The sequence below is a fragment of the Aeromonas sp. FDAARGOS 1407 genome, from assembly GCF_019048725.1.
Classification (GTDB): Bacteria; Pseudomonadota; Gammaproteobacteria; order Enterobacterales; family Aeromonadaceae; genus Aeromonas; species Aeromonas enteropelogenes.
In genome coordinates, this window is the sequence record NZ_CP077399.1 from 4344198 (window position 1) to 4363143 (window position 18946).

The 18946-nt window shown below is 60.7% G+C and carries 18 protein-coding genes and 2 tRNA genes; 8 read left to right on the forward strand and 12 right to left on the reverse strand.

The window, feature by feature from the left end:
* The first annotated feature begins 56 nt into the window (after nucleotides 1-56).
* The gene (locus tag I6L37_RS20320; RefSeq protein ID WP_216992812.1) at nucleotides 57-1115 is read left to right on the forward strand and encodes an FUSC family protein; all 1059 of its coding nucleotides are present in this window, start codon (nucleotides 57-59) and stop codon (nucleotides 1113-1115) included.
* A gap of 77 nt (nucleotides 1116-1192) precedes the next feature.
* On the opposite strand, the gene I6L37_RS20325 is transcribed toward I6L37_RS20320, so the two are convergent.
* The 10 genes from I6L37_RS20325 to I6L37_RS20370 form a co-directional block, all read right to left on the reverse strand.
* Entirely contained in the window at nucleotides 1193-1747 is a 555-nt protein-coding gene (locus tag I6L37_RS20325; protein WP_216992813.1) for a DUF3332 domain-containing protein, read from the reverse strand.
* A 151-nt stretch (nucleotides 1748-1898) separates the two neighbouring features.
* Nucleotides 1899-3194: a PAS domain-containing methyl-accepting chemotaxis protein gene (locus tag I6L37_RS22195; protein ID WP_216992814.1), complete on the reverse strand. Its 1296-nt coding sequence runs from the start codon at nucleotides 3192-3194 to the stop codon at nucleotides 1899-1901.
* Nucleotides 3195-3370: 176 nt separating this feature from the next.
* Complete coding sequence (locus I6L37_RS20335; protein ID WP_216992815.1) at nucleotides 3371-3838, reverse strand: GNAT family N-acetyltransferase; 468 nt, start codon at nucleotides 3836-3838, stop codon at nucleotides 3371-3373.
* Nucleotides 3839-3944: 106 nt separating this feature from the next.
* Nucleotides 3945-4388, reverse strand: a complete 444-nt coding sequence (locus I6L37_RS20340) for a DoxX family protein (RefSeq protein WP_216992816.1) — start codon at nucleotides 4386-4388, stop codon at nucleotides 3945-3947.
* The gene (locus I6L37_RS20345) at nucleotides 4385-5137 is read right to left on the reverse strand and encodes a DNA-binding domain-containing protein (protein WP_216992817.1); all 753 of its coding nucleotides are present in this window, start codon (nucleotides 5135-5137) and stop codon (nucleotides 4385-4387) included. Before I6L37_RS20345 ends, I6L37_RS20340 begins: the two co-directional genes overlap by 4 nt.
* The gene (locus I6L37_RS20350) at nucleotides 5130-5978 is read right to left on the reverse strand and encodes a DUF692 domain-containing protein (RefSeq protein WP_216992818.1); all 849 of its coding nucleotides are present in this window, start codon (nucleotides 5976-5978) and stop codon (nucleotides 5130-5132) included. Before I6L37_RS20350 ends, I6L37_RS20345 begins: the two co-directional genes overlap by 8 nt.
* A 64-nt stretch (nucleotides 5979-6042) precedes the next feature.
* A complete protein-coding gene (locus I6L37_RS20355; RefSeq protein WP_026457179.1) occupies nucleotides 6043-6306 on the reverse strand; it encodes a DUF2282 domain-containing protein in 264 nt (87 codons plus the stop codon).
* A gap of 375 nt (nucleotides 6307-6681) precedes the next feature.
* Nucleotides 6682-7494: a helix-turn-helix domain-containing protein gene (locus tag I6L37_RS20360; RefSeq protein ID WP_254203519.1), complete on the reverse strand. Its 813-nt coding sequence runs from the start codon at nucleotides 7492-7494 to the stop codon at nucleotides 6682-6684.
* Between the two features lie 18 nt (nucleotides 7495-7512).
* Nucleotides 7513-7845 (reverse strand): DUF6506 family protein, encoded by a 333-nt coding sequence (locus tag I6L37_RS20365; protein ID WP_216992819.1) that lies wholly within the window; start codon nucleotides 7843-7845, stop codon nucleotides 7513-7515.
* Nucleotides 7846-8068: 223 nt separating this feature from the next.
* Nucleotides 8069-8269: a YbfA family protein gene (locus I6L37_RS20370; protein WP_042024786.1), complete on the reverse strand. Its 201-nt coding sequence runs from the start codon at nucleotides 8267-8269 to the stop codon at nucleotides 8069-8071.
* Nucleotides 8270-8482: 213 nt separating this feature from the next.
* Here I6L37_RS20370 and I6L37_RS20375 point away from each other — a divergent pair, with 213 nt between their 5' ends.
* Nucleotides 8483-8776: a hypothetical protein gene (locus tag I6L37_RS20375; protein ID WP_026457176.1), complete on the forward strand. Its 294-nt coding sequence runs from the start codon at nucleotides 8483-8485 to the stop codon at nucleotides 8774-8776.
* 52 nt (nucleotides 8777-8828) lie between these two features.
* On the opposite strand, the gene I6L37_RS20380 is transcribed toward I6L37_RS20375, so the two are convergent.
* Nucleotides 8829-8902: transfer RNA gene (locus tag I6L37_RS20380), tRNA-Cys, on the reverse strand.
* 57 nt (nucleotides 8903-8959) lie between these two features.
* Nucleotides 8960-9035: transfer RNA gene (locus I6L37_RS20385), tRNA-Gly, on the reverse strand.
* A 249-nt stretch (nucleotides 9036-9284) separates the two neighbouring features.
* Between I6L37_RS20385 and I6L37_RS20390 the strand changes: the two genes are divergently transcribed.
* The 6 genes from I6L37_RS20390 to I6L37_RS20415 all read left to right on the forward strand — a co-directional run bounded on the left by I6L37_RS20390 (nucleotide 9285) and on the right by I6L37_RS20415 (nucleotide 18861).
* Nucleotides 9285-12716, forward strand: a complete 3432-nt coding sequence (locus tag I6L37_RS20390; protein ID WP_216992820.1) for an ATP-binding protein — start codon at nucleotides 9285-9287, stop codon at nucleotides 12714-12716.
* 415 nt (nucleotides 12717-13131) lie between these two features.
* Nucleotides 13132-14817, forward strand: a complete 1686-nt coding sequence (locus tag I6L37_RS20395; RefSeq protein WP_042072207.1) for an ABC transporter substrate-binding protein — start codon at nucleotides 13132-13134, stop codon at nucleotides 14815-14817.
* A 118-nt stretch (nucleotides 14818-14935) separates the two neighbouring features.
* Nucleotides 14936-15919, forward strand: a complete 984-nt coding sequence (locus I6L37_RS20400) for an ABC transporter permease (protein WP_026456977.1) — start codon at nucleotides 14936-14938, stop codon at nucleotides 15917-15919.
* A gap of 1 nt (nucleotide 15920) precedes the next feature.
* The gene (locus tag I6L37_RS20405; protein WP_042024782.1) at nucleotides 15921-16841 is read left to right on the forward strand and encodes an ABC transporter permease; all 921 of its coding nucleotides are present in this window, start codon (nucleotides 15921-15923) and stop codon (nucleotides 16839-16841) included.
* Nucleotides 16838-17857, forward strand: coding sequence for an ABC transporter ATP-binding protein (locus I6L37_RS20410; protein ID WP_042024781.1), 1020 nt, complete (start codon nucleotides 16838-16840; stop codon nucleotides 17855-17857). The genes I6L37_RS20405 and I6L37_RS20410 overlap by 4 nt, the downstream gene beginning before the upstream one ends.
* Nucleotides 17858-17868: 11 nt before the next feature.
* Nucleotides 17869-18861, forward strand: a complete 993-nt coding sequence (locus tag I6L37_RS20415; protein ID WP_042024780.1) for an ABC transporter ATP-binding protein — start codon at nucleotides 17869-17871, stop codon at nucleotides 18859-18861.
* Nucleotides 18862-18946: the final 85 nt, after the last annotated feature.

Sequence of the window (18946 nt, forward strand, 5' to 3'; positions counted from 1 at the left end):
GGGGCCCGCAGCAGGGAGGAGCCGGGCCCCGCCATCAACCTGATACGAGACTGACAGTGCGTCTTGATACTCCCCTCTCCCGCCTCGACATCCTTGTCTATGGCCACTATCGCATCGTCCACGGCCTGCGCATCGCGCTCGCCTTCATGCTCACCTTCCTGCTGACCCGCGAGCTGGAACTGCCCGAAAGCACTTGGCCCCTTATCACCCTGGTGGTGGTGATGGGACCCATCTCCTTTTGGGGCAATGTGCTGGCCCGCGCCCTGCAGCGGGTCATCGGCACCATCTTCGGCGCCAGCTGCGGTGTGGTGGCGCTCTATCTGGAGATCTACTCCCTGCCGCTGACCCTGGCCTGGTGCGGCGCCATCATGTTCCTGTGCGGTTATCTGGCGCTTGGCAAGCGCCCCTATGTGGGGCTGCTCATCGGCATCACCCTGGCTGTCACCATCGGGGCCCAGCCGGGGGAGATCCAGACCGCCCTGTGGCGCAGCGGCGACGTGGTGCTCGGCTCCCTGCTGGCGCTGCTGTTTTGCAGCATCTACCCCCAGCGCGCCTACAGCCACTGGCGACTGCAGATGCACCAGATCCTGCAGCAATCCGGTCGCCTCTATCACACCCACCTCTCTCCCAACGTGCTGGAGCGACCCAGGCTCAAGCAGAGTCACTCCAAACTGCTGGCCACCATGGTCGGGCTGCGCCCCCTGCTGGCCCCTGCGGCCAAGGAGACCCGCCTCGGCGCCCCGCTGTTCGAGGCGGTGCAGACCAGCATGCGCAACTTGCTCTGCACCCTGGAAATGCTGGCCAACACCTACTGGAACGATCGCCAGAGCCACTTTCTGATGCAGAGCACGGCCCAGTTGCAGGCCTGTCACCAGGCCACCGAGGAGGTGCTCCACCAGCTATCCTTGATGGTGAAAAGCGGCGATGGCCGCGGCGCCGAGGCCGCCATCGCCCGGCTGCACCAGGTGGCTCGCGAGATAGCCCTGCCCGCCAACGACGAAGCAGCCATCAATGGCTACCTCTGGCTCAATGTCCAGCTGACCGAACAGCTCACCCATCTGCGCCGCCTGCTGGGGCTGATCCTCACCCCGCCCCACCGCAAGCATACCCGCTAGTCACCATGCAAAACGCCCCGCAACAGCGGGGCGTTTTTTTGTCGGGCCAGGTGCCCGCTTGTCGGCTAGCGCCGGGATCAGGCGGCGGCTTTCTGGGCGGCGCTCATCTTCTCCAGCTCGGCCTGGCTCAGGGTCGACACCAGACGGCCATCGAAGTAGATATCCAGCTGCTCGCCGCGCTTTTCACCGCGCATCATGCTGCTGCGACCATCCAGATAGTGAACCTCCATCTGGGCGGTGGTCTCGTCCAGGTAGCTTATCTCCACCTCGCTCACCCCTTGCGGCAGCATGGCCAGCGGCACCGTCTTGAGGGATGAGTCCAGATGCTGGTTCACCTTGATCACCGCATCCAGCTTCTGATCCACCAGGGCCGGCGACTTGCCGGTGATGGGGTTCTTGCCAGTCCAGAATTCGATGGTGTTGAACACGAACAGATCGGCGGTGGCCGCCAGACCATAGACAGGGGAGAGCAGGATGAAGACGCCGGCGCGGCCGTAGCGGTTATCCACCACGCTCAGGTTGCCCTTGGTCACCATACTGGATAGACCCATCTGCCCCATGCAGCCACTCAGCCCCATGGTTGCAACCACTGCCAACAGGGCCATTGCCCGCCCTTTGCGTTGTAACGCCATCTTGTTCTTCTCCTGCTCCGGATTAATGAGGACGCAAGCCTAATCAAGCCATGGCAGGAGGACAATTCTCAATCAGGAGGCGATACAGGAGGCGTTCAGATTGAGGGGCTGACCGATGTTTTTTTGGTCAGCCCTTAATCCGGAGACGGGATCAGATGGCGAGATCCGAGACGGTGCGGGAGACGTTGTTCGCCTCCCGGCGGATCTCGCTCATCACCTGGTTGACCTCGCCGACTTGCTGCTTGCCAAGTTCGGCGCTGTCGGCCACCCCGCTCATCTCGGCGGTGACCCGGCTGGTCAGATCGCGGTTGTTCTGTACCACCTTGGCAATCTCGTCGGTCGAGAGAGAGGTGCGCGCCGCCAACTGGCGAACCTCGTCTGCCACCACGGCAAAGCCTCGCCCCTGATCCCCGGCACGGGCCGCCTCGATGGCCGCGTTGAGGGCCAGCAGATTGGTCTGATCGGCAATGCTGCTGATGGTGGCGACGATAGCCTCTATGCTGCGTGACTGCTCGTTGAGCCGGTTGATGAGCTCTATGCTGTGGGCCAGCTGGCTGGCGATCAGGTTGGAGGTATCGACTACCCCAGAGAGCAGGCTCGCTCCCCGCTCGGCACGACTCAGGGTCTCGTGCGCCGCCTCGTGGGCCAGCATGGTGGCCTCGCGCACGGCGTGGCTCTGGTTGATCCGCTCGGTGACGTCGCTGGCAAACTTGATCACCTTCACCACCTTGCCCTGCTCATCCAGGATCGGGTTGTAGGTCGCCTCCAGCCACACCTTGTCACCCTGGCTGTTGAGGCGGCAGAAGAGGCCGGACTTGAACTGGCCACGCCCCAGCTCATCCCAGAAGTGGGGATGCTCGTGCAAGAACGCATCGTCACAAAAGAGGCTGTGATGCTTGCCCTTGATCTGCGCCAGGGTATAGCCCATGGTGTTCAGGAAGTTGCTGTTGGCGGTCAGCACCTCCCCTTGCGGGGTAAACTCGATGACTGCCAAAGAAAGCTCCAGGGCCGCAGCCACTGCCTGCTGACTCTGCAACTTTTGATGCTGATCGGTCACGTCGCTGGCTATCTTGATCACCCGGGTCACCACACCCCGCAGCTTCATCGGAAAATAGGTCGCCTCCAGCCACACCGGCTCACCCCGCCGGTTGAGGCGCATAAACACCCCGGAGCGGGTACGCCCCTGCTTGAGATCGGCCCAGAACTGCTGGTATTCGGTACTCTGGACATAGTGACTATCGCAAAACATCTTGTGATGCTGACCGACCACTTCTGACTCGGCAAAGCCCATCACGTCGAGGAAGAGATCGTTGGCCGCCAGCACAGTGCCCTCCGGCGTGAAGGTGATGGTGGCCACGCTGTCATGCACCGCCTCGAAAAATCCCTGCTGCTCCAGCTGCTGCTCCCGGCACTGCAGCAGCTCGGCTTTCAGTTTTCTATTGAACATCGAAAATTATCCTCCAGACTGGCCCCACCCGGCCAAACCTCTCAGTGGATATCGCAATCGATAGTTGAGAGGGTGGCAGTTTGTTCCATCAGCATAGTCGCCCGCTTATCCGATACCTTGCCTGCGAGGTCGTGCCAACCGTCAGCGCCACGGGAAACAAGGGGGAGCTTGATACCTCATATTGCGGGCGATTGCCACTCCATATAGGCCGGATTGGCAACAAAACCGATCCGCTCGTAGAGAGGACGCCCGGCATCGCTGGCATGCAGCCACACCTTGCCAAGTCCCATTGCCCGGGCATGGGCCGTCATGGCGTCGAGCAGAGCGGTGGCGCTCCCCCGCGCTCGCCACGCCGGCAGGGTGTACATGTTGAGCAGATAAGCCTCCCTGCCCACCAGATTGCCGGGATAGGGCGGGCGCACAAACAGCGCCAGGGTGCCGGCGGCCACTATCTGATGATCGAACTCCGCTACCCAGGAGAGGGCGCTCCCCTCCTCACTGACACGGGTGAAATAATCCAGGGTGGCGTGAAAGAGAGAAGGATCCGCGTCGGGTGAGATGAGCTCCCCCACCTCGCAAAACAGCGCCATGCGCAGCCTCACCAGGGCGGGAATGTCCGCCGCTCTTGCCTGACGAATGTTCATCTCTTTCTCCTTGCCACCCGATCTTGCCTGCCGCCTCTTGCGCCCGCGCCATCATGACAAAGAGCGCCTGATGGCGCCCTTTGTCATGGCAGAATTGTGAGAAGGGTCACCCCCTGCGTCTGCTCAGCCAGCTATCCAGGCTCAGGCTGCCGCCCCCCCAGATCACCAGCGTCAGCAACATCCAGCCCCACAACTGGTGATCGTGAAAGCCCCCGGCCCACAAGGTCGGATAGGAGATCACCGCCATGATGTTGAAGCCAGACAGCAGCAGGGCAACCGGACGAGTCAGCAGGCCGGCCAGCAGAAACAGCGGCAGCACCAGCTCCGCCGCCGTGCCCAGCCAGGCCGCCCACAACCAGGGCAGCAGAGGCACCTGGTACTCGAATTCGAACAGATAGAGGGTGGAGTCCCAGCTCGTCAGCTTGAGCCAGCCGGCATTGAAAAACACCAGGGCCACCCAGCATCTGGCCAGCAACAACACGACACCGATCAGCCAGCCGGGTAACTCCCGATCGCCCAGCGCGATCGGCATCCATTTGTTTGCCATCATGGCAACACCTCCACATCGACCAGCAAACCAAGGGTGATCAGGCGAGCCAGATGTTCGCTCGCCCCGGGATCGTCTTCGAGCAGCTCAATCAGCCGCCGGCCCGTGAGGCAGCCCTGCAGCAGGGACCACTCACCGGCGGCCAGCAACAGCGGCATCACCCGGCAGTCAGGCTGCTTCTTGAGCGCCAGCCAGGCCGGCGCATCGAGCGCAGTCACCTCGGCCCCCTCATGAATGGCCATCTGCCAGAGATCCAGCACCGGATAATCGCTCGCCATCAGCAGCAGATCACTGGCGGGCAGGCACACCAGCCTCTCCCAGTCATGCTCACTCAGGCTGGCGATACGGTCGGCGGGCCAGCTGCGGAAGTCGAGCGGGAGCAGACTCCCCCGCTCCAGCAACCGCTCGAAACGGGCCAGTTCCCCGAGCCAGGGCAGGGCCGCTGTGGTCGGCAGGGCGGCCAGCCAGTCGGCAAAACCGGCGCCATAGTGCATCACGCTTCCCTCCTCCAGCGGCTCGGCCAGCACGAAACCGCGGGCAGCGGCGGCAAAGAACTCCTCCCCCACCATGGCCTTGACCGCGGGGTAGCTGCTGGCGAGCACCTCGCCAAGGCTCAGGATGAAGTGGTTGCGATAAACCTGCAGTACCGACTCGGCCGAAAAGAGCCGCGACGAGATATGGGGCGCAATCCCCTCCGCCTCCCCCAGCAGGCCCTCGGCGAACAGCTGTTGCACCTGCGCCAGCTCAGCCATGACACACCTCCCGGGCGGCCGTCACGGTTTGCGCCTGCGCCAGTATGTCGCTGGCCCGTTGGGCCTCTGCCAACAATTGCGGCAGCGGCGGGATTGCCAGATCCCATTCGATCAGGGTGGGAATGGCCCGCTGGCGGCAGATATCGCGGTAAAGTTCCCAGACCGGGGCAACCACGGGGGCGCTGTGGGTATCTATGTAAAGAGAGCCCTCGGGCAGCTTTTTCTCGGTAAACCCGGCCAGGTGGATCTCGCCAACTGTGTCGAGATCGATGGCCGCCAGGTAGTCGTCACAGGAAAAACCGTGGTTGAAGGCACTGACGTAGAGATTGTTGAGATCGAGCAGGATGCCACAGCCGCTGCGCTGCTGCAGCTCGGCCAGAAACGTCCATTCGCTCATCTCGCCCGCCAGTTGCAGGTAGGAAGAAGGGTTCTCGATGAGTAGTTGGCAACCCAGGGTCTGCTGCACCTGCTGGATCTTGTCGCTCATCCTGGCCAGCGCTTCCCGGGTATAGGGCACTGGCAGCAAGTCATTGAAATAACGCCCGTCTATGCTGCCCCAACTCAGATGCTCGGACACCCTGACCGGCTTGATGGCCGAAACCAGCTCCGCAAGCTGCTCAAGGTGGCGTCGGTCGAGCGGGTCGGCCGAGCCCAGGGACATACCGACCCCATGCAGACTGACGGGATAGTGCCTGGCCAGCTCGCTTAGTACCTGAAAGCCGTGGCTGTGGCGTTCGAAGTAGTTTTCACTGTGAACCTCCAACCAGCCGACCGCCGGCAGTGTCTGCCGGATCCCGTCGTAATGGGGGGTTCTCAATCCGATTCCAATCAAAGGATTCATGGCAACACTCGCTTTCACCTGCCAGAGAAAACGCAGGGGGCCGAAGCCCCCTGCCGCATGGCGCTTACTTGGGTTGCAGCGAACCGCCGACCAGCTTCTCGCACAGCCCTTTTGGCATCACCACGAAGGCATCACCCATGGCGTCTTCCTTGGCCGTGCCGGCGCAAGAGCTGGTCTTGGTGGCGCAATCATTCTTGCTGGCCTTGACCACGCCGTAGCATTTCTCCTTTGCCTCGGCCGCCATCGCCGGGGCCGCGATGAACTGGGTTCCGAGTACCAGCAAGCCAGTCATGGCAGAGGCAATGGCAGTGCTTTTTTTAACGTTCATGTTGCTATTCCTTGTTGTTGAGTGTGATGTCTCCAGCCTGTCGTGACCGGTTACCTGCAATAGAACCGGCGTGGCGGGCAAAAGATTTCAAAAAAAATGCAAAACGAAGACATCTACAAAAAACACAATAAGCAACACGCTGTTTTAAAAGGAATATGCTGATTTTTGATTACTCTGGGCCGTTAACAAGCAGACGACACCCAAGGTGCTGGCATTACCACCGGGAAGGTAAATAGGACGGCATCCCCGGCCATCCCAAAACGGGTCTGCCAGCACATCCTGGCAAGCGCAGTGCGAATAGAGGTGACAAGGTCACAAGGTAAAACGAACGGGCAAGATGAAACATACGAGAAAGCGCCGAACGATCAGCGCTCATTAAAGATAACCAGCCAGCCGGTTTACCTGTGGGTTGTAGTGGTTAAGACGCTTGTGCTCCGGGGTGAGCAGTTGCCCGGGCGAGCGACCGGTAAAGAAGTGACAGCTCTTGATGAAATGGGACTGATCGCAATACCCCTGCTCCAGCAGGGTATCGAGCGACGGAGCGCCCGATAACAGCTGGCGCAGCGCTCTTTGAAAGCGGGCGGTGCGCAGAAAATAGCGGGCATCCACCCCGACATGGTTGCGCAAGCGCCGCTGAAAGGTGCGCGGACTCATCCCCAGTTGCTGCTGCAACTCGGTCGCCGGCGTGCCGTAATAGAGCCGCTCTATGGCTCGCACCAACGCAAGATCCCGCTCCAAGCGCCTTGCGACTCGCTGGCGTAGCCAGTGGCCCAGAGCCCCATGCCCCTGCTCCACCAAGGGCTCAACCTCAGGGACATCAATCCCCAGCTCATCGAGCGACAGCACCTGATCGCAAAGATGCTCCATAGGCACGCCAAACAGGTCGAAGCAGGCCGAAGAGCGCAGCCGCAACCCCAGCAGATGAATTTGACCGTGGGCGGCAAAGCGCAGGCGCACATGCCGTGGGCAGAGCAACACGGCCGCCCCCGTGGCCACGACAACGGTGCGGGGCAAGCTTGACGGCGAGAGGCTCGTGATGGTGAGGGGATCCCCCAGATTGAACAGGATCTCGGCTCCGGTGCCGGGGAAGATCTCCGGCATCGGCTGATGTTGGCCAAGGCGCCACTCCCAACCTTGCGCCAGCCAGGGAGCCAGATCGGGAGCGGGCTGAAATTTACGGCACTGCATGATGAAAGGTGATGTTTCTCACTGGCTCGGTTCAGACGCGGACAGGAAGAGGGTATCACCGCTGACATGATTGAGACAGGGATGGCGATCAAAGCGCACCACGCCGATCTCCATGCGCCCTGCCGCCGCCTCGACCATGGCGGCAACCCCCAGGTGGCCGAACCCGGCACACAGCTCCACCGCCCGGATCCCCTCCCGATAGAGCTCATCGAGCAGTTCACAGCCTCGTTGGTAGTCGGGCACGGCGATCGTCTTCACATGGACCTTATCCGTCTTGACCCAGGAGGTGTGCTCGGCAGGATCCGCCCCCGGGGCGACGAAGATGAATGCGGCCTTGAAAATATCGGACATATAAAAAGCTCCTCGGATGAATGAGTCGCCACTCTACCCAGGATCCCGCAGGCCGGATTGTACCGCTGCGCCACTCGCCCGCCTCTGACTGGTATCGATCCAAACGCTTCAAGGGCGCCATACAGACCTCCCCTCCCCCCCTTTTGGGCACGATTTGCGCTTCCAGAGGCCATAAATGCAAAAAAGACAGCCGAAGCTGTCTCTTTTGTCATCAAGGTGGGCCTTAGTAGAAGATCCGGTTGCCCCGCTCACTCATCTTGAGCCACACCGGCTTGGTGCTGGTTTTGCTCCAGATCCGGTGCAGATAGCTGTAAAAGCGCGCACGATCGCGACGAAACAACATCACGGGAAACGCCAGGATGCCAACCAGCAGCACAAAGGTGCGACGAAGAATAATCTGAGTCAGGGAATAAGGATGAAACATGATATGACGCCTCACTGGTAAGACCACTGGGTAAAGATTACTCCACAATTTGTAGGATTACTACATCAATTTGTTCATTTTTTCTCAATTAATGCACCATAAATGACAAATTGAAATTAAGTTACATTGCTTAACCTAAAAACAACAAAAGCTGACAAAACGGCCACCCTTGACCAGAGTTAATATGCTGGTCGTCAAAATGGAGTTGGTACGATGAAACCCGCAGAAGTGGTGATGATTGGGATCATGGGCATCTTGCTCTGGTCAGAGTGGCAGGACTGGCAACTGAACCGGGATGATGCCATCGAGCTCGCCTACAAGGGTGCCCCCGCCGTCAGCGTATGGCAATGCGGCACCCTGAAACAGCGAATGGCGGATATAGATGCGCACAGGGCAGACATACAGTTTCAATATCGGGGACAGGATATGACGGAGGTGACCCACTACCTGCAGCGCGAATGGAAGCAGATGGGCTGCGAACAGCTGCTGATGCAACAAGGGTATTGAACTTGGATCGATTACCGCGGCATGGTGCAATAAAGATAAGACAGGAAGAAGATGGAGGCACGTTCCGGAGTCGAACCGGACTAAACGGATTTGCAATCCGCTGCATAACCGCTTTGCTAACGCGCCATGCTGACAAGACTGATTGTCTTGAGAGTGATATCCACCGTTGGTGCGATGGAAAATTGGAGCGGGAAACGAGACTCGAACTCGCGACCCCGACCTTGGCAAGGTCGTGCTCTACCAACTGAGCTATTCCCGCGTCACTGCTTTCTTGCCAGTTGCCTGACAACGAGGCGCATTATACGTACCCCGAGCGTCAGCACAACCCTTTTTTCGCACTTTTAACCCCGCCCGCGACTGTTTGCTCAGGGTTTAAACGGGTTGCTGAAATTTTCCCCGTCAGGCTGTGACCAGACAAGCGAATTTGGGATAAAGCCATTGAAATGATTATGCTTTCATTCGAGACTGGCACAGCTTAGTAACCGGATTCTCAATTGAAAATCACAAGATGAAATGGATCTTCACGCTGCGTGGACTCAGACCGCGGTTAATGCTGGCTTTTTTCATGTTGGGCATGGTGCCCTTCCTGGTCATCACTCTCTTCTTCCTCTACAGCCACGGCAAGGATCTCACCACCCAGACCTCCAACCATCTGGTCTCCGTTCGCAACATCAAGAAGAGTCAGCTCGAGGATTACTTCAAAAACCTCAAAGAGCAGATCATCAACTTCTCCCAGCAGGACTTCGCGGGCAACAGTATCGGCCGTTTCTACGGCTTTACCGGCGCCTTCGAAAAGCTGGGCACCAGCTCCCAGGAGGCGCGTACCCGGGCCCAGTCCCGTTATGTGCCCGGATCCTGGGATCAACTGCAAAAACCGGACCCCAAGGTCAATACCGAGCCCTCCATCAGCGCCCTGATCCTGGCCGACGAGATGTATGGCCGGGTCCACCAGCGCTTTCACCGCGGCTATGCCGACATGGTGCGCAAATCCGACTACAGCGACATCTTTCTGGTGGACCTCAATGGTGATGTGGTCTATTCGGTCACCAAACAGGTCAACTTCGCCACCAATCTGCTCTCCGGTCCCTATCAGGGCAGCGGCCTCGGCCAGACCTTCGCCAAGATCAAGCGTCGCCTCGACGGCGGCCAGAAGCCGCAGCAGATCTTCGAGTTCACCGATTTTGGTCGCAACGAGCTGACCGGCCAGGTGGTCGCCTACCTGGCTGCCCCCGTGATGCAGTACGACTATGTGCGCGGCGTGGTGATCTTCGAGCTGCTGCCGGACAAGCTCAACCAGATCATGGCGGAGCGGGAAGGGCTGGGGGAGACCGGTGAGACCATCCTCATCGGCCCCGACAAACGGATGCGCGCCGATGCCTGGCTGGCCCCCGAGTTCAGCGTCGAGAACAGCTTCAGCCCCCACTTTCGGCCACTGCAGACCCCCCTTGTCACCAAGGCCCTCTCCGGCGAGCAGGGGGTTGGCCAGTTTCTCTCCTACCATGAAGACGAGGTGCTGGCCGCCTACACCCAGGTGAAGGTATTCGATACCGAGTGGGCCTTTATCGCCGAGATTTCGACCCGGGAAGCCTATGCCCCCATCCGCCAGCTCGAAGCACTGGTGGTCCTGTTGGGAGCGGGCTCCCTGCTGCTGCTCATCCTCTTCTCCCGCTGGCTCTCCCACTCCATCACGGCGCCGCTGCGCTCTCTCACTGCGGCGGCGGAGCAGGTGGCCGATGGCGCCCTGGATCACCCCATTACCATCGCCCGCACCGACGATGACATCGACCGGCTGGCCCAGTCGTTTCGCCATATGCAGCGTTCGGTCAAGGAGAAGATCGAGCTCATCGAGCGGCAAACCCAGGAGTTGCAACAACAGGTCAAGCTGACCCACAGGCAGAACCTCAGCCTGCAGCAGGCCGACAAGCTGAAGGATGAGCTGCTGGCCAACACCTCCCACGAGCTGCGCACTCCCATTCACGGCATCAAGGGGATGGCGGAATCCATGCTCGCCAGCCAGCAGGATTTGACCGAAGGCCAGCAGAAACAGCTTGGCCTCATCATCAAGAGTGCCGACGGTCTGGCCCGACTGGTGGACGATCTGCTCGACTACCACCAGATGCGCTACGGCCAGCTGGAGATTCACCCCCAACCCGTCTCCTCGAAAGGAGTCATTCGGCTGGTGCTGGATCTCTGCCAGCACTTGGTGCAGGCCAAGCCCCTCACCCTGGTGGACATCAGCCCCGCCGAGCTGCCGCCGGTGCTGGCCGACGAGCAGCGCCTCGAACAGGTGCTCTACAACCTGGTGGGCAACGCCATCAAATACACGCCTCAGGGCAAGGTGGTGCTGAGTGCGGTCGTCGAGGAGCAGATGCTGCGCATCAAGGTGACCGATACCGGCATCGGCATCGCACCGGAACATCTGGAACATATCTTCGAGCCGCTGGTGCAGATGAGCCCGGAGGCAGGCAAGCAGGGGGCCGGCCTTGGCCTCTCCATCACCCGCCAGCTGGTGCATTTGATGGGCGGAGAACTGTTGGTAGAAAGCGAGCCAAGCGTCGGCTCCACCTTCTCCTTTACTCTGCCGCTGGCCATCGGCCAGACCGCAGGCCAGCTGCAGGGCAATCGCCAGATTGAGCACCAGCTGGTGCGCCAGCAGCCCCTGATCCTGCCTGAGTGGGATAGCGAGGATCTGCCCCCGCCCCCGCAGGATGCCCCCCTCATCCTGGTGGTGGACGACGAGCCCATTAACCTGCATATCCTGCGCCACCTGCTGCAGCCCTGCGGCTACCGCATCCTGCCGAGCGGCGATGGCCACGACGCGTTGGCCAAGCTGGCCCGGGAGCCGGTCGATCTGGTGCTGCTCGACGTGATGATGCCCACCCTCTCCGGCTTCGATGTCTGCCGCCGGCTGCGCGAGCTGCACCCCAAGGACAAGCTGCCGGTGCTGCTGCTCACCGCCCTCAACCAGCCCAAGGATATCGAGGAAGGGTTTGGCGCCGGGGCCAACGACTATCTGGTCAAACCCTTCTGCAAGGAGGAGCTGTTCGCCCGGGTCAAGGCGCTGCTGGAGGCCAAGGCGGGGCGCGCCTCTCTGGTGGAGAACCACCTGCTCAAGCAGGAGATAGAGCACCGCCTCACCCTGCAGGAGCGGCTCCATCAGGATCAGCAGCGGCTGCTGACCCTGCTCGGGGAAGGGGCTGACCCCATGATCTTCATCGACCAGCAGGGCATAGTGCTGTTTGCCTCCCGGGTGCTGGCCGGCTTGCTGGGCCAGGAGCCCGAGGCCATGGAGGGACACGCCCTCGACGAGTGGCTGGCAAGCCCGCTCAAACAACAGTGGCCGGAACCGGCCGGTGAGCGGGACCTGACCTTCCTGGTGGCGGGGATCGAGGACAGGCTCAACGCCCGCGCCCTGCCCATCAGTCTGGGAGGACAAGCGGCAATTGCCCTCACCCTCAGCACAGGCCAGCGCCAGGATGACAACCGGGTGATGGCGCTGGAAAACGCCCTCAAGAACCTGTCTCGTCAGGCCATCATCGAGGACGATCAACTACTTGGCGAGCTGAGCCGGCTCGGCGGCGAGTTCCGCTCCCTGGCGGACAACCTTATTCGCCAGCAGGATGACGAGCCCCTGCGCCGCGCCCTGGTCGAGACCATGCAGCTGACGCTGGACGCCTGGCAGCAGGGCACCGGCAAGGGCAAGATAGTGCTGGCGGAGAAGAGCAAGCTGTGGCGAGTCTATATGGACCGCTCCAGCCCGCAGACCCGCACCCTCGACAAGTACCTGAGCCTGGATACTCTGCCAAAATCCCCGCGCTGGAAGACGGTGGTGGCCACCACGGAATTCGTGCTGGGACACTGCCCGCTGAACGAACAGCAGCGCCAGCAGCTGCAACACAGCGCCCAGACCCTGCGCCAGCTGGCCAATCGCAAGCCGTGATGGAAGACGGGATGTGAGCCGGCTCACACCGGCCCATCCCGTTTCTTTTTTGCACAAATTAAAGGTTCCGCCCACACCGCCACAGCGAGCGGATCCAATTCACAAAATTGTCATAACCAACCTGGCAACGGGTACTTTTTACGCGAAACCAAATAACGTAACCATATAATATTAATCAGATAAAAACGTGTTTTGACGAAATTGACGTAACTCCGTCAATTTTTACGAAAACGACGAAATCAATAGTTGTTGTTTTCCTGTTAACTCTGTTTTGCTAAGAGCGTTGGAAAACAGAACGACAAGGGTGCACAGCCCGACCAACATGGAGGGCCGACTTCCTCAGCATGCGAAGCCGGTGCTCACACAAAACAAGGCGAATCCCTCAGGAATGCCAAAAAATAAGAAAGGAAAACATATGCTTGCCAAAGTATCCAAAATCTCTACCGCTGTAATGCTGGGCACCATGATGCTCGCCGGTGCCGCCGGCAACGCCATGGCCGCAGAAAACAAAACCGTGCTGACCATGGTCGCGCAACAGGAAACCGCCTGGGTCAAGAACTTCAACCCCTTCCTGCAAGCGGGCTTGCTGCACACCACCCGTCACTTCATCTATGAGCCGCTGGTGATCTTCAACGATATGCAGGGTGGCAAACCCGTCTATCGTCTGGCCACCAACTATGCGTTCAGCGATGACCTCAAATCCGTCACCTTCGATCTGCGTGACGGGGTGAAATGGTCTGACGGCGAAGCCTTTGATGCAGACGACATCCTCTTCTCCTTCAATCTGGTGAAGGCCAACAAGGCCCTGGATGAGCGCTCTATCTGGACCCAGATCAAGAATGTCGAGAAGCTGGCCCCCAACAAGGTCCGTTTCGACCTGACCGAGGTCAACACCAACGTGGTGAACGACATAGTGCTGGTGCCCATCGTGCCCGAGCACCAGTGGAAGTCGGTGAAAGACCCGGTCGCCTTCACCAACGACAAGCCGGTCGGTACCGGCCCGTTCACCGAGGTGGACAACTTCTCCGCCCAGCTCTACACCCAGTGCCGCAACCCGCACTACTGGGATAACGACAACCTCGCCATCGACTGTATCCGCATGCCGCAGATGGCGACCAACGACCAGGTGCTGGCCGCCGTCATGAAGGGCGACATCGACTGGTTCGGCTCCTTCGTGCCGGACATCGAGCGTCTCTACGTCGGCAACGATCCCAAGAACAACAAGTACTGGTTCCCGGCCTCCGGCACAGTGGCGTTCAACGTCAACTTCCAGACCAAGAACCCAGGCAACCACGAAGCCTTCAACGACATCAACTTCCGCCGCGCCTTCTCCATGGCGATGGACCGCCAGTCCATGGTGGACATCGCGGGCTACGGCTACCCGACCGTCAACGAATACCCGTCAGGCCTTGGCAAGGCATTCGACTCCTGGAACAACCCGGAAGTGGACAAAAAGTACGGCAAGTTCAACAAGTTCGACCTGGAAGGGGCCAAGGCACTGCTGAAGGAAGCAGGCTACAAGGATTGTGACGGCGACAAGTTCCTCGACACCCCGAGCTGCAAGAAGATCGAGTTCAAGGTGCTGGTACCGAACGGCTGGACCGACTGGGTCAATACCGTCCAGATCGGCGTGGAAGGGCTGCAGGCTCTGGGCCTGAATGCCAAGACCGCCACCCCGGAAGCCACCGTATGGACCGAGAACCTGATCACCGGCGACTTCGACGTAGCGCTGCAGGGTTACTTTGCCGGTGCCAACCCGCACAAGTACTTCGAGACCGCGTTCCACTCCCGCAACATGGGTGAGCGTGGCAACCGCTTCGCGGCCCCCCGCTACAAGGATCCGGCGCTGGACAAGCTGATCGACGACTTCACCCAGACCGCTGATGCGGCCAAGCAGAAGGAGATCATGTTCGCCATCCAGGAGAAGGTCGGTGCCAACCAGACCATCATCCCGGTATTCAACAACCCGACCTGGTACGAGTACAGCACCAAGCGCTTCAATGGCTGGTTCAGTGCCGACAACCCGGTTGCCAAACCCCAGCTCCACCCGGACACACCCGAGCGTCTGCTGCACGTGTTGTCCCTCAAGCCAAACAGCTAATCAATCCCGGCCCCCTGCGGGGGGCCATCTTCCCCGTTCATCCCCCTTTATCCCGGTTCTGCCGGGGTTGGGGTAGCTATACCCGATGCGGGGCAGGCTTGCAGTAAAAGGTACTATCATGGGATTCATACTGAGACGTTTCTCCTTCTATCTGGTTGCCTTCCTGGTAGCCGCCACTATCAACTTCCTGCTACCCCGCGCCATGCCTGGCGATCCTGTCTCCGTGATGTTTGCCCGCGCCGGCGCCATGATGGAACCGGCCGCCCTGGAGGCCCTCAAAGCCACCTTCGGCTTCGTGGATGGCCCCATCGGCACCCAATTTCTGACCTATGTGAAGAGCGTCTTCACCTGGGATCTCGGCACCTCGGTGCGCTTCTACCCGCAGCAGGTCTCTGACGTGCTGGGTCGCGCCATCGGCTGGACTCTGTTTCTGGTGGGCACCTCCACCATTCTGAGCTTCTCCATCGGCTCCATCGTCGGCATCTTCGCCGCCTGGTATCGCGGTGGCCGGATGGACAGCATCCTCTCGCCACTCACCCTGGTGATGCAGGCCATCCCCCCGGTAGTGGTCTCCCTGCTTGCCCTCTTCCTGTTCGGGGTGAGCCTGGAGTGGCTGCCCATCGGCTACGCCTACAGTCCGGAGATCAAGCCTGACTGGGGTTGGGAGCACATCAAGAGCATATTGCTCCACGCCATCATGCCGGTCGGCACTCTGGCCATGGTGCAGGTGGGGGGCTTTCTCATCACTATGCGCAACAACATGATCAACCTGCTCGGCGAAGACTACATCACCATGGCCAAGGCCAAGGGGCTCTCCAGCAACCGGGTGATCTTCAACTACGGCGCCCGCAACGCCATCCTGCCCAGCGTCACCGCCCTCTCCATGGCGCTCGGTTTCGTCATCGGTGGCTCTCTCATCACCGAGGTGATCTTCAACTACCCCGGGCTGGGTCTGACCCTCTATCAGGGTATTCTGGCCCGCGACTACCCGCTCATTCAGGGGCAGCTGCTCATCATGACCATCACCATGCTCAGCTTCAACTTCCTGGCCGACGTGCTCTACGTCTTCCTGGATCCCCGTCTGCGTACAGGAGGCAAATAAGATGCGTATGCCGACCATTCTCAAGATTTTACTGGGCAACAAGAAAGCAGCCTTCGGCCTCGCCATCGTCGTCACCTTCGTGCTGATGGCCATCTTTGCCCCCCTGCTGGCCAGCAACGAGCCGACCAAGCGGGTTGCACGCCCCCACCAGCCCCCCAGTGCCGAATTCGTGATGGGCTCCACCCGCATGGGCCACGACATCTGGGCCCAGTTCACCAACGGAGCGCGCGTCTCCCTGATGGTGGGCTTTAGCGCGGGTCTGCTGGTCTGCGCCCTGGCGGTCGCCATCGGCATCACCGCCGGCTACTTCGGCGGCCTGGTGGATGAGTGCCTCACCTTCCTGATGAACGTGGTGCTGGTGATCCCCAACCTCCCCTTGCTACTGGTGCTGGCGAGCTTTATCGGGGAGGCGTCGCCGACGGTAATTGCCGTCATCATAGGATTAACCTCCTGGGCCTATGGCGCGCGGGTCATCCGGGCCCAGACCCTGGCCCTGCGGGAGAAAGAGTTCGTCATCGCCGCCGAAGTGCTGGGGGAGCCGGCCTGGCGCATCATCCTGGTGGAGATCCTGCCCAACCTCATCTCCATCATAGGGGTGAGCTTCATCGGCTCCATCATCTACGCCATCGTCACCGAGGCGACCCTGGAGTTCCTGGGTCTGGGCGATCCTACAGTGGTGAGCTGGGGCATCATGCTCTACAACGCCCAGACCTCGAGCGCCATCCTGATCGGCGCCTGGTGGGAGATCCTGGCCCCCTGCTTTGCCATCGCCACCCTGGGTGCGGGTCTGGCCATGCTCAACTTCGCCATCGATGAAATCGCCAACCCGCAGCTGCGCTCCCACAAAGGACTGAGCCGCTGGAAGAAACTCGCGGCCCCGGTCACCACACCGGTTGCCACAGCACAGGAGAAGACAGCATGAACCAGCAACCCCTGCTGTCGGTACGCAATCTCTGCGTCGACTACATCACCGAAAACGGCGACGTGCGCGCCGTCAACTCGGTGAGCTTCGATATCAAGCAGGGCGAGATCTTCGGTCTCGCCGGCGAGTCGGGCTGCGGCAAGTCCACCGTCGCCTTCTCGGTGGCCCGGCTGCACAAGCCGCCCGCCTACATCAGTGGCGGCGAGATCCTGTTCAAGGGGGAGAACATCCTCCACTACGGTGACGAGCGGCTGCGCTCCTACCGCTGGCGCCAGGTCTCTGTGGTGTTCCAGTCCGCCATGAACGCGCTCAACCCGGTGTTGCGCATGGAAGAGCAGTTCTGCGACGTCTTGTTGGCCCACAACCGGGGCATGACCCGCTACGAAGCGATAAAGCGCGCCCAGGAGCTGCTCACCATAGTCGACATCCACCCGAGCCGGCTCAAGGACTACCCGCACCAGTTCTCCGGCGGCATGCGCCAGCGGCTGGTGATCGCCATCGCCATGGCCCTCAATCCCGAGCTGCTCATCATGGACGAGCCGACCACGGCGCTGGACGTGGTGGTGCAGCGGGAGATCCTGCAGAAGGTCTATGCGCTCAAAGAGAAGTTCAACTTCTCCATCCTGTTCATCACCCATGACCTCTCGCTCATGGTCGAGTTCTGCGATCGCATCGGCATCATGTACGCCGGCGAGCTGGTGGAAGTGGCCCCGTCCAAGGCAATCCTGACCGCGCCGCTGCACCCCTACACCAAGGGGCTCGGCAACTCCTTCCCGCCCCTGCACGGGCCGAAGAAGGTGCTGGAGGGGATCCCTGGCACCCCGCTCAACCTGCTTGAGGTGCCGGTGGGTTGTCGCTTCCAGGCCCGTTGCAGCAAGGTGCACGATCGCTGCCGCCAGGAGTACACCCGGCTGGCCGAGATCCGCCCCGGTCAACAAACTGCCTGCCACCTCCATGAGGCGCAGGATGAACAACAAGAGCCCGTGTTCTATCTGGACAAGGCCGCTGGCTGTTAAGGATGTCTGTCATGCAAATCGCCAACACCGATGCCCCCATCATCGAAGTCCAGCACCTCTACAAGGACTTCCCCATCAACTCCAATGCCATCAAGAGTGGCAAGATGCGGGCCCTCTCCGACATCACCTTCAACCTGCACCGGGGCCGCGCCCTGGCGGTGGTGGGTGAGTCGGGCTCCGGCAAGAGCACCATCGCCAAGATCATCGCCAAGATGTACAAGCTGAGCGCTGGCCGCATCCTCTATCGCGGCCGGGATCTGGAGGAGTTCAACAAGGGCACAGCCCTGCTCGACTATCGCCAGAGCGTGCAGATGGTATGGCAAGATCCGTTCGGTTCACTGAACCCCACCCACACCATCTACCACCACATCGCCCGCCCCCTGCTGCTGCACAGCAAGGTGATCGACAAAAAAGATCTGCCCGAGATGGTCTACACCCTGCTGGAAAAAGTGGGGCTGACCCCGGCCAAGGCGACGGCGGCCAAGTACCCGCACCAGCTCTCCGGCGGCCAGCGCCAGCGGGTCAACATCGCCCGCAACCTGGCGGTGGAGGCGGAAGTGGTGCTGGCGGACGAGCCCACCTCCATGCTCGACGTCTCCATTCGCATCGGCATCCTCAACCTGATGGAGCAGATGAAGAACGAGCTCGGCGTCTCCATGCTCTATATCACCCACGACATAGCCACCGCTCGCTACGTGGCCGAGGATCTGGCGGTGATGTATGTGGGCCACATGGTGGAGTGGGGTGAGGTGGACGAAATTTTGCACCACCCCCAGCACCCCTACACCCAGCTGCTCATCTCGGCGGTGCCGGATCCCGAGAAGAGCATCCATGCCGAGCTGGAGGGGGGCCGCAAGGGGGAGATCCCGCTCTGGACGCCGGAATCCTGCGGCTGCCCGTTCGCCGGACGCTGCAACCAGGCCATGCCCCGCTGCAAGGAGAGCCTGCCCCCCATCACCCAACTTGCCAGCAACCATTTTGTCCGCTGCTACCTGTACGAGTGATGTGCCACACCCTGGCCGGGCAGCCTTGCCCGGCCTGCCTCGATTCGGGGACTCTGGCCCTGGGCCATGCATCCCCCAGACCGCA

Excerpts from the sequence above, each read along its gene's own strand:
- I6L37_RS20325 (WP_216992813.1), bottom strand. The coding sequence starts at position 1,747 with ATGGCGTTACAACGCAAAGGGCGGGCAATGGCCCTGTTGGCAGTGGTT.
- I6L37_RS22195 (WP_216992814.1), bottom strand. The coding sequence starts at position 3,194 with ATGTTCAATAGAAAACTGAAAGCCGAGCTGCTGCAGTGCCGGGAGCAG.
- I6L37_RS20335 (WP_216992815.1), bottom strand. The coding sequence starts at position 3,838 with ATGAACATTCGTCAGGCAAGAGCGGCGGACATTCCCGCCCTGGTGAGG.
- I6L37_RS20340 (WP_216992816.1), bottom strand. The coding sequence starts at position 4,388 with ATGATGGCAAACAAATGGATGCCGATCGCGCTGGGCGATCGGGAGTTA.
- I6L37_RS20345 (WP_216992817.1), bottom strand. The coding sequence starts at position 5,137 with ATGGCTGAGCTGGCGCAGGTGCAACAGCTGTTCGCCGAGGGCCTGCTG.
- I6L37_RS20350 (WP_216992818.1), bottom strand. The coding sequence starts at position 5,978 with ATGAATCCTTTGATTGGAATCGGATTGAGAACCCCCCATTACGACGGG.
- I6L37_RS20355 (WP_026457179.1), bottom strand. The coding sequence starts at position 6,306 with ATGAACGTTAAAAAAAGCACTGCCATTGCCTCTGCCATGACTGGCTTG.
- I6L37_RS20360 (WP_254203519.1), bottom strand. The coding sequence starts at position 7,494 with ATGCAGTGCCGTAAATTTCAGCCCGCTCCCGATCTGGCTCCCTGGCTG.
- I6L37_RS20365 (WP_216992819.1), bottom strand. The coding sequence starts at position 7,845 with ATGTCCGATATTTTCAAGGCCGCATTCATCTTCGTCGCCCCGGGGGCG.
- I6L37_RS20370 (WP_042024786.1), bottom strand. The coding sequence starts at position 8,269 with ATGTTTCATCCTTATTCCCTGACTCAGATTATTCTTCGTCGCACCTTT.
- I6L37_RS20375 (WP_026457176.1), top strand. The coding sequence starts at position 8,483 with ATGAAACCCGCAGAAGTGGTGATGATTGGGATCATGGGCATCTTGCTC.
- I6L37_RS20390 (WP_216992820.1), top strand. The coding sequence starts at position 9,285 with ATGAAATGGATCTTCACGCTGCGTGGACTCAGACCGCGGTTAATGCTG.
- I6L37_RS20395 (WP_042072207.1), top strand. The coding sequence starts at position 13,132 with ATGCTTGCCAAAGTATCCAAAATCTCTACCGCTGTAATGCTGGGCACC.
- I6L37_RS20400 (WP_026456977.1), top strand. The coding sequence starts at position 14,936 with ATGGGATTCATACTGAGACGTTTCTCCTTCTATCTGGTTGCCTTCCTG.
- I6L37_RS20405 (WP_042024782.1), top strand. The coding sequence starts at position 15,921 with ATGCGTATGCCGACCATTCTCAAGATTTTACTGGGCAACAAGAAAGCA.
- I6L37_RS20410 (WP_042024781.1), top strand. The coding sequence starts at position 16,838 with ATGAACCAGCAACCCCTGCTGTCGGTACGCAATCTCTGCGTCGACTAC.
- I6L37_RS20415 (WP_042024780.1), top strand. The coding sequence starts at position 17,869 with ATGCAAATCGCCAACACCGATGCCCCCATCATCGAAGTCCAGCACCTC.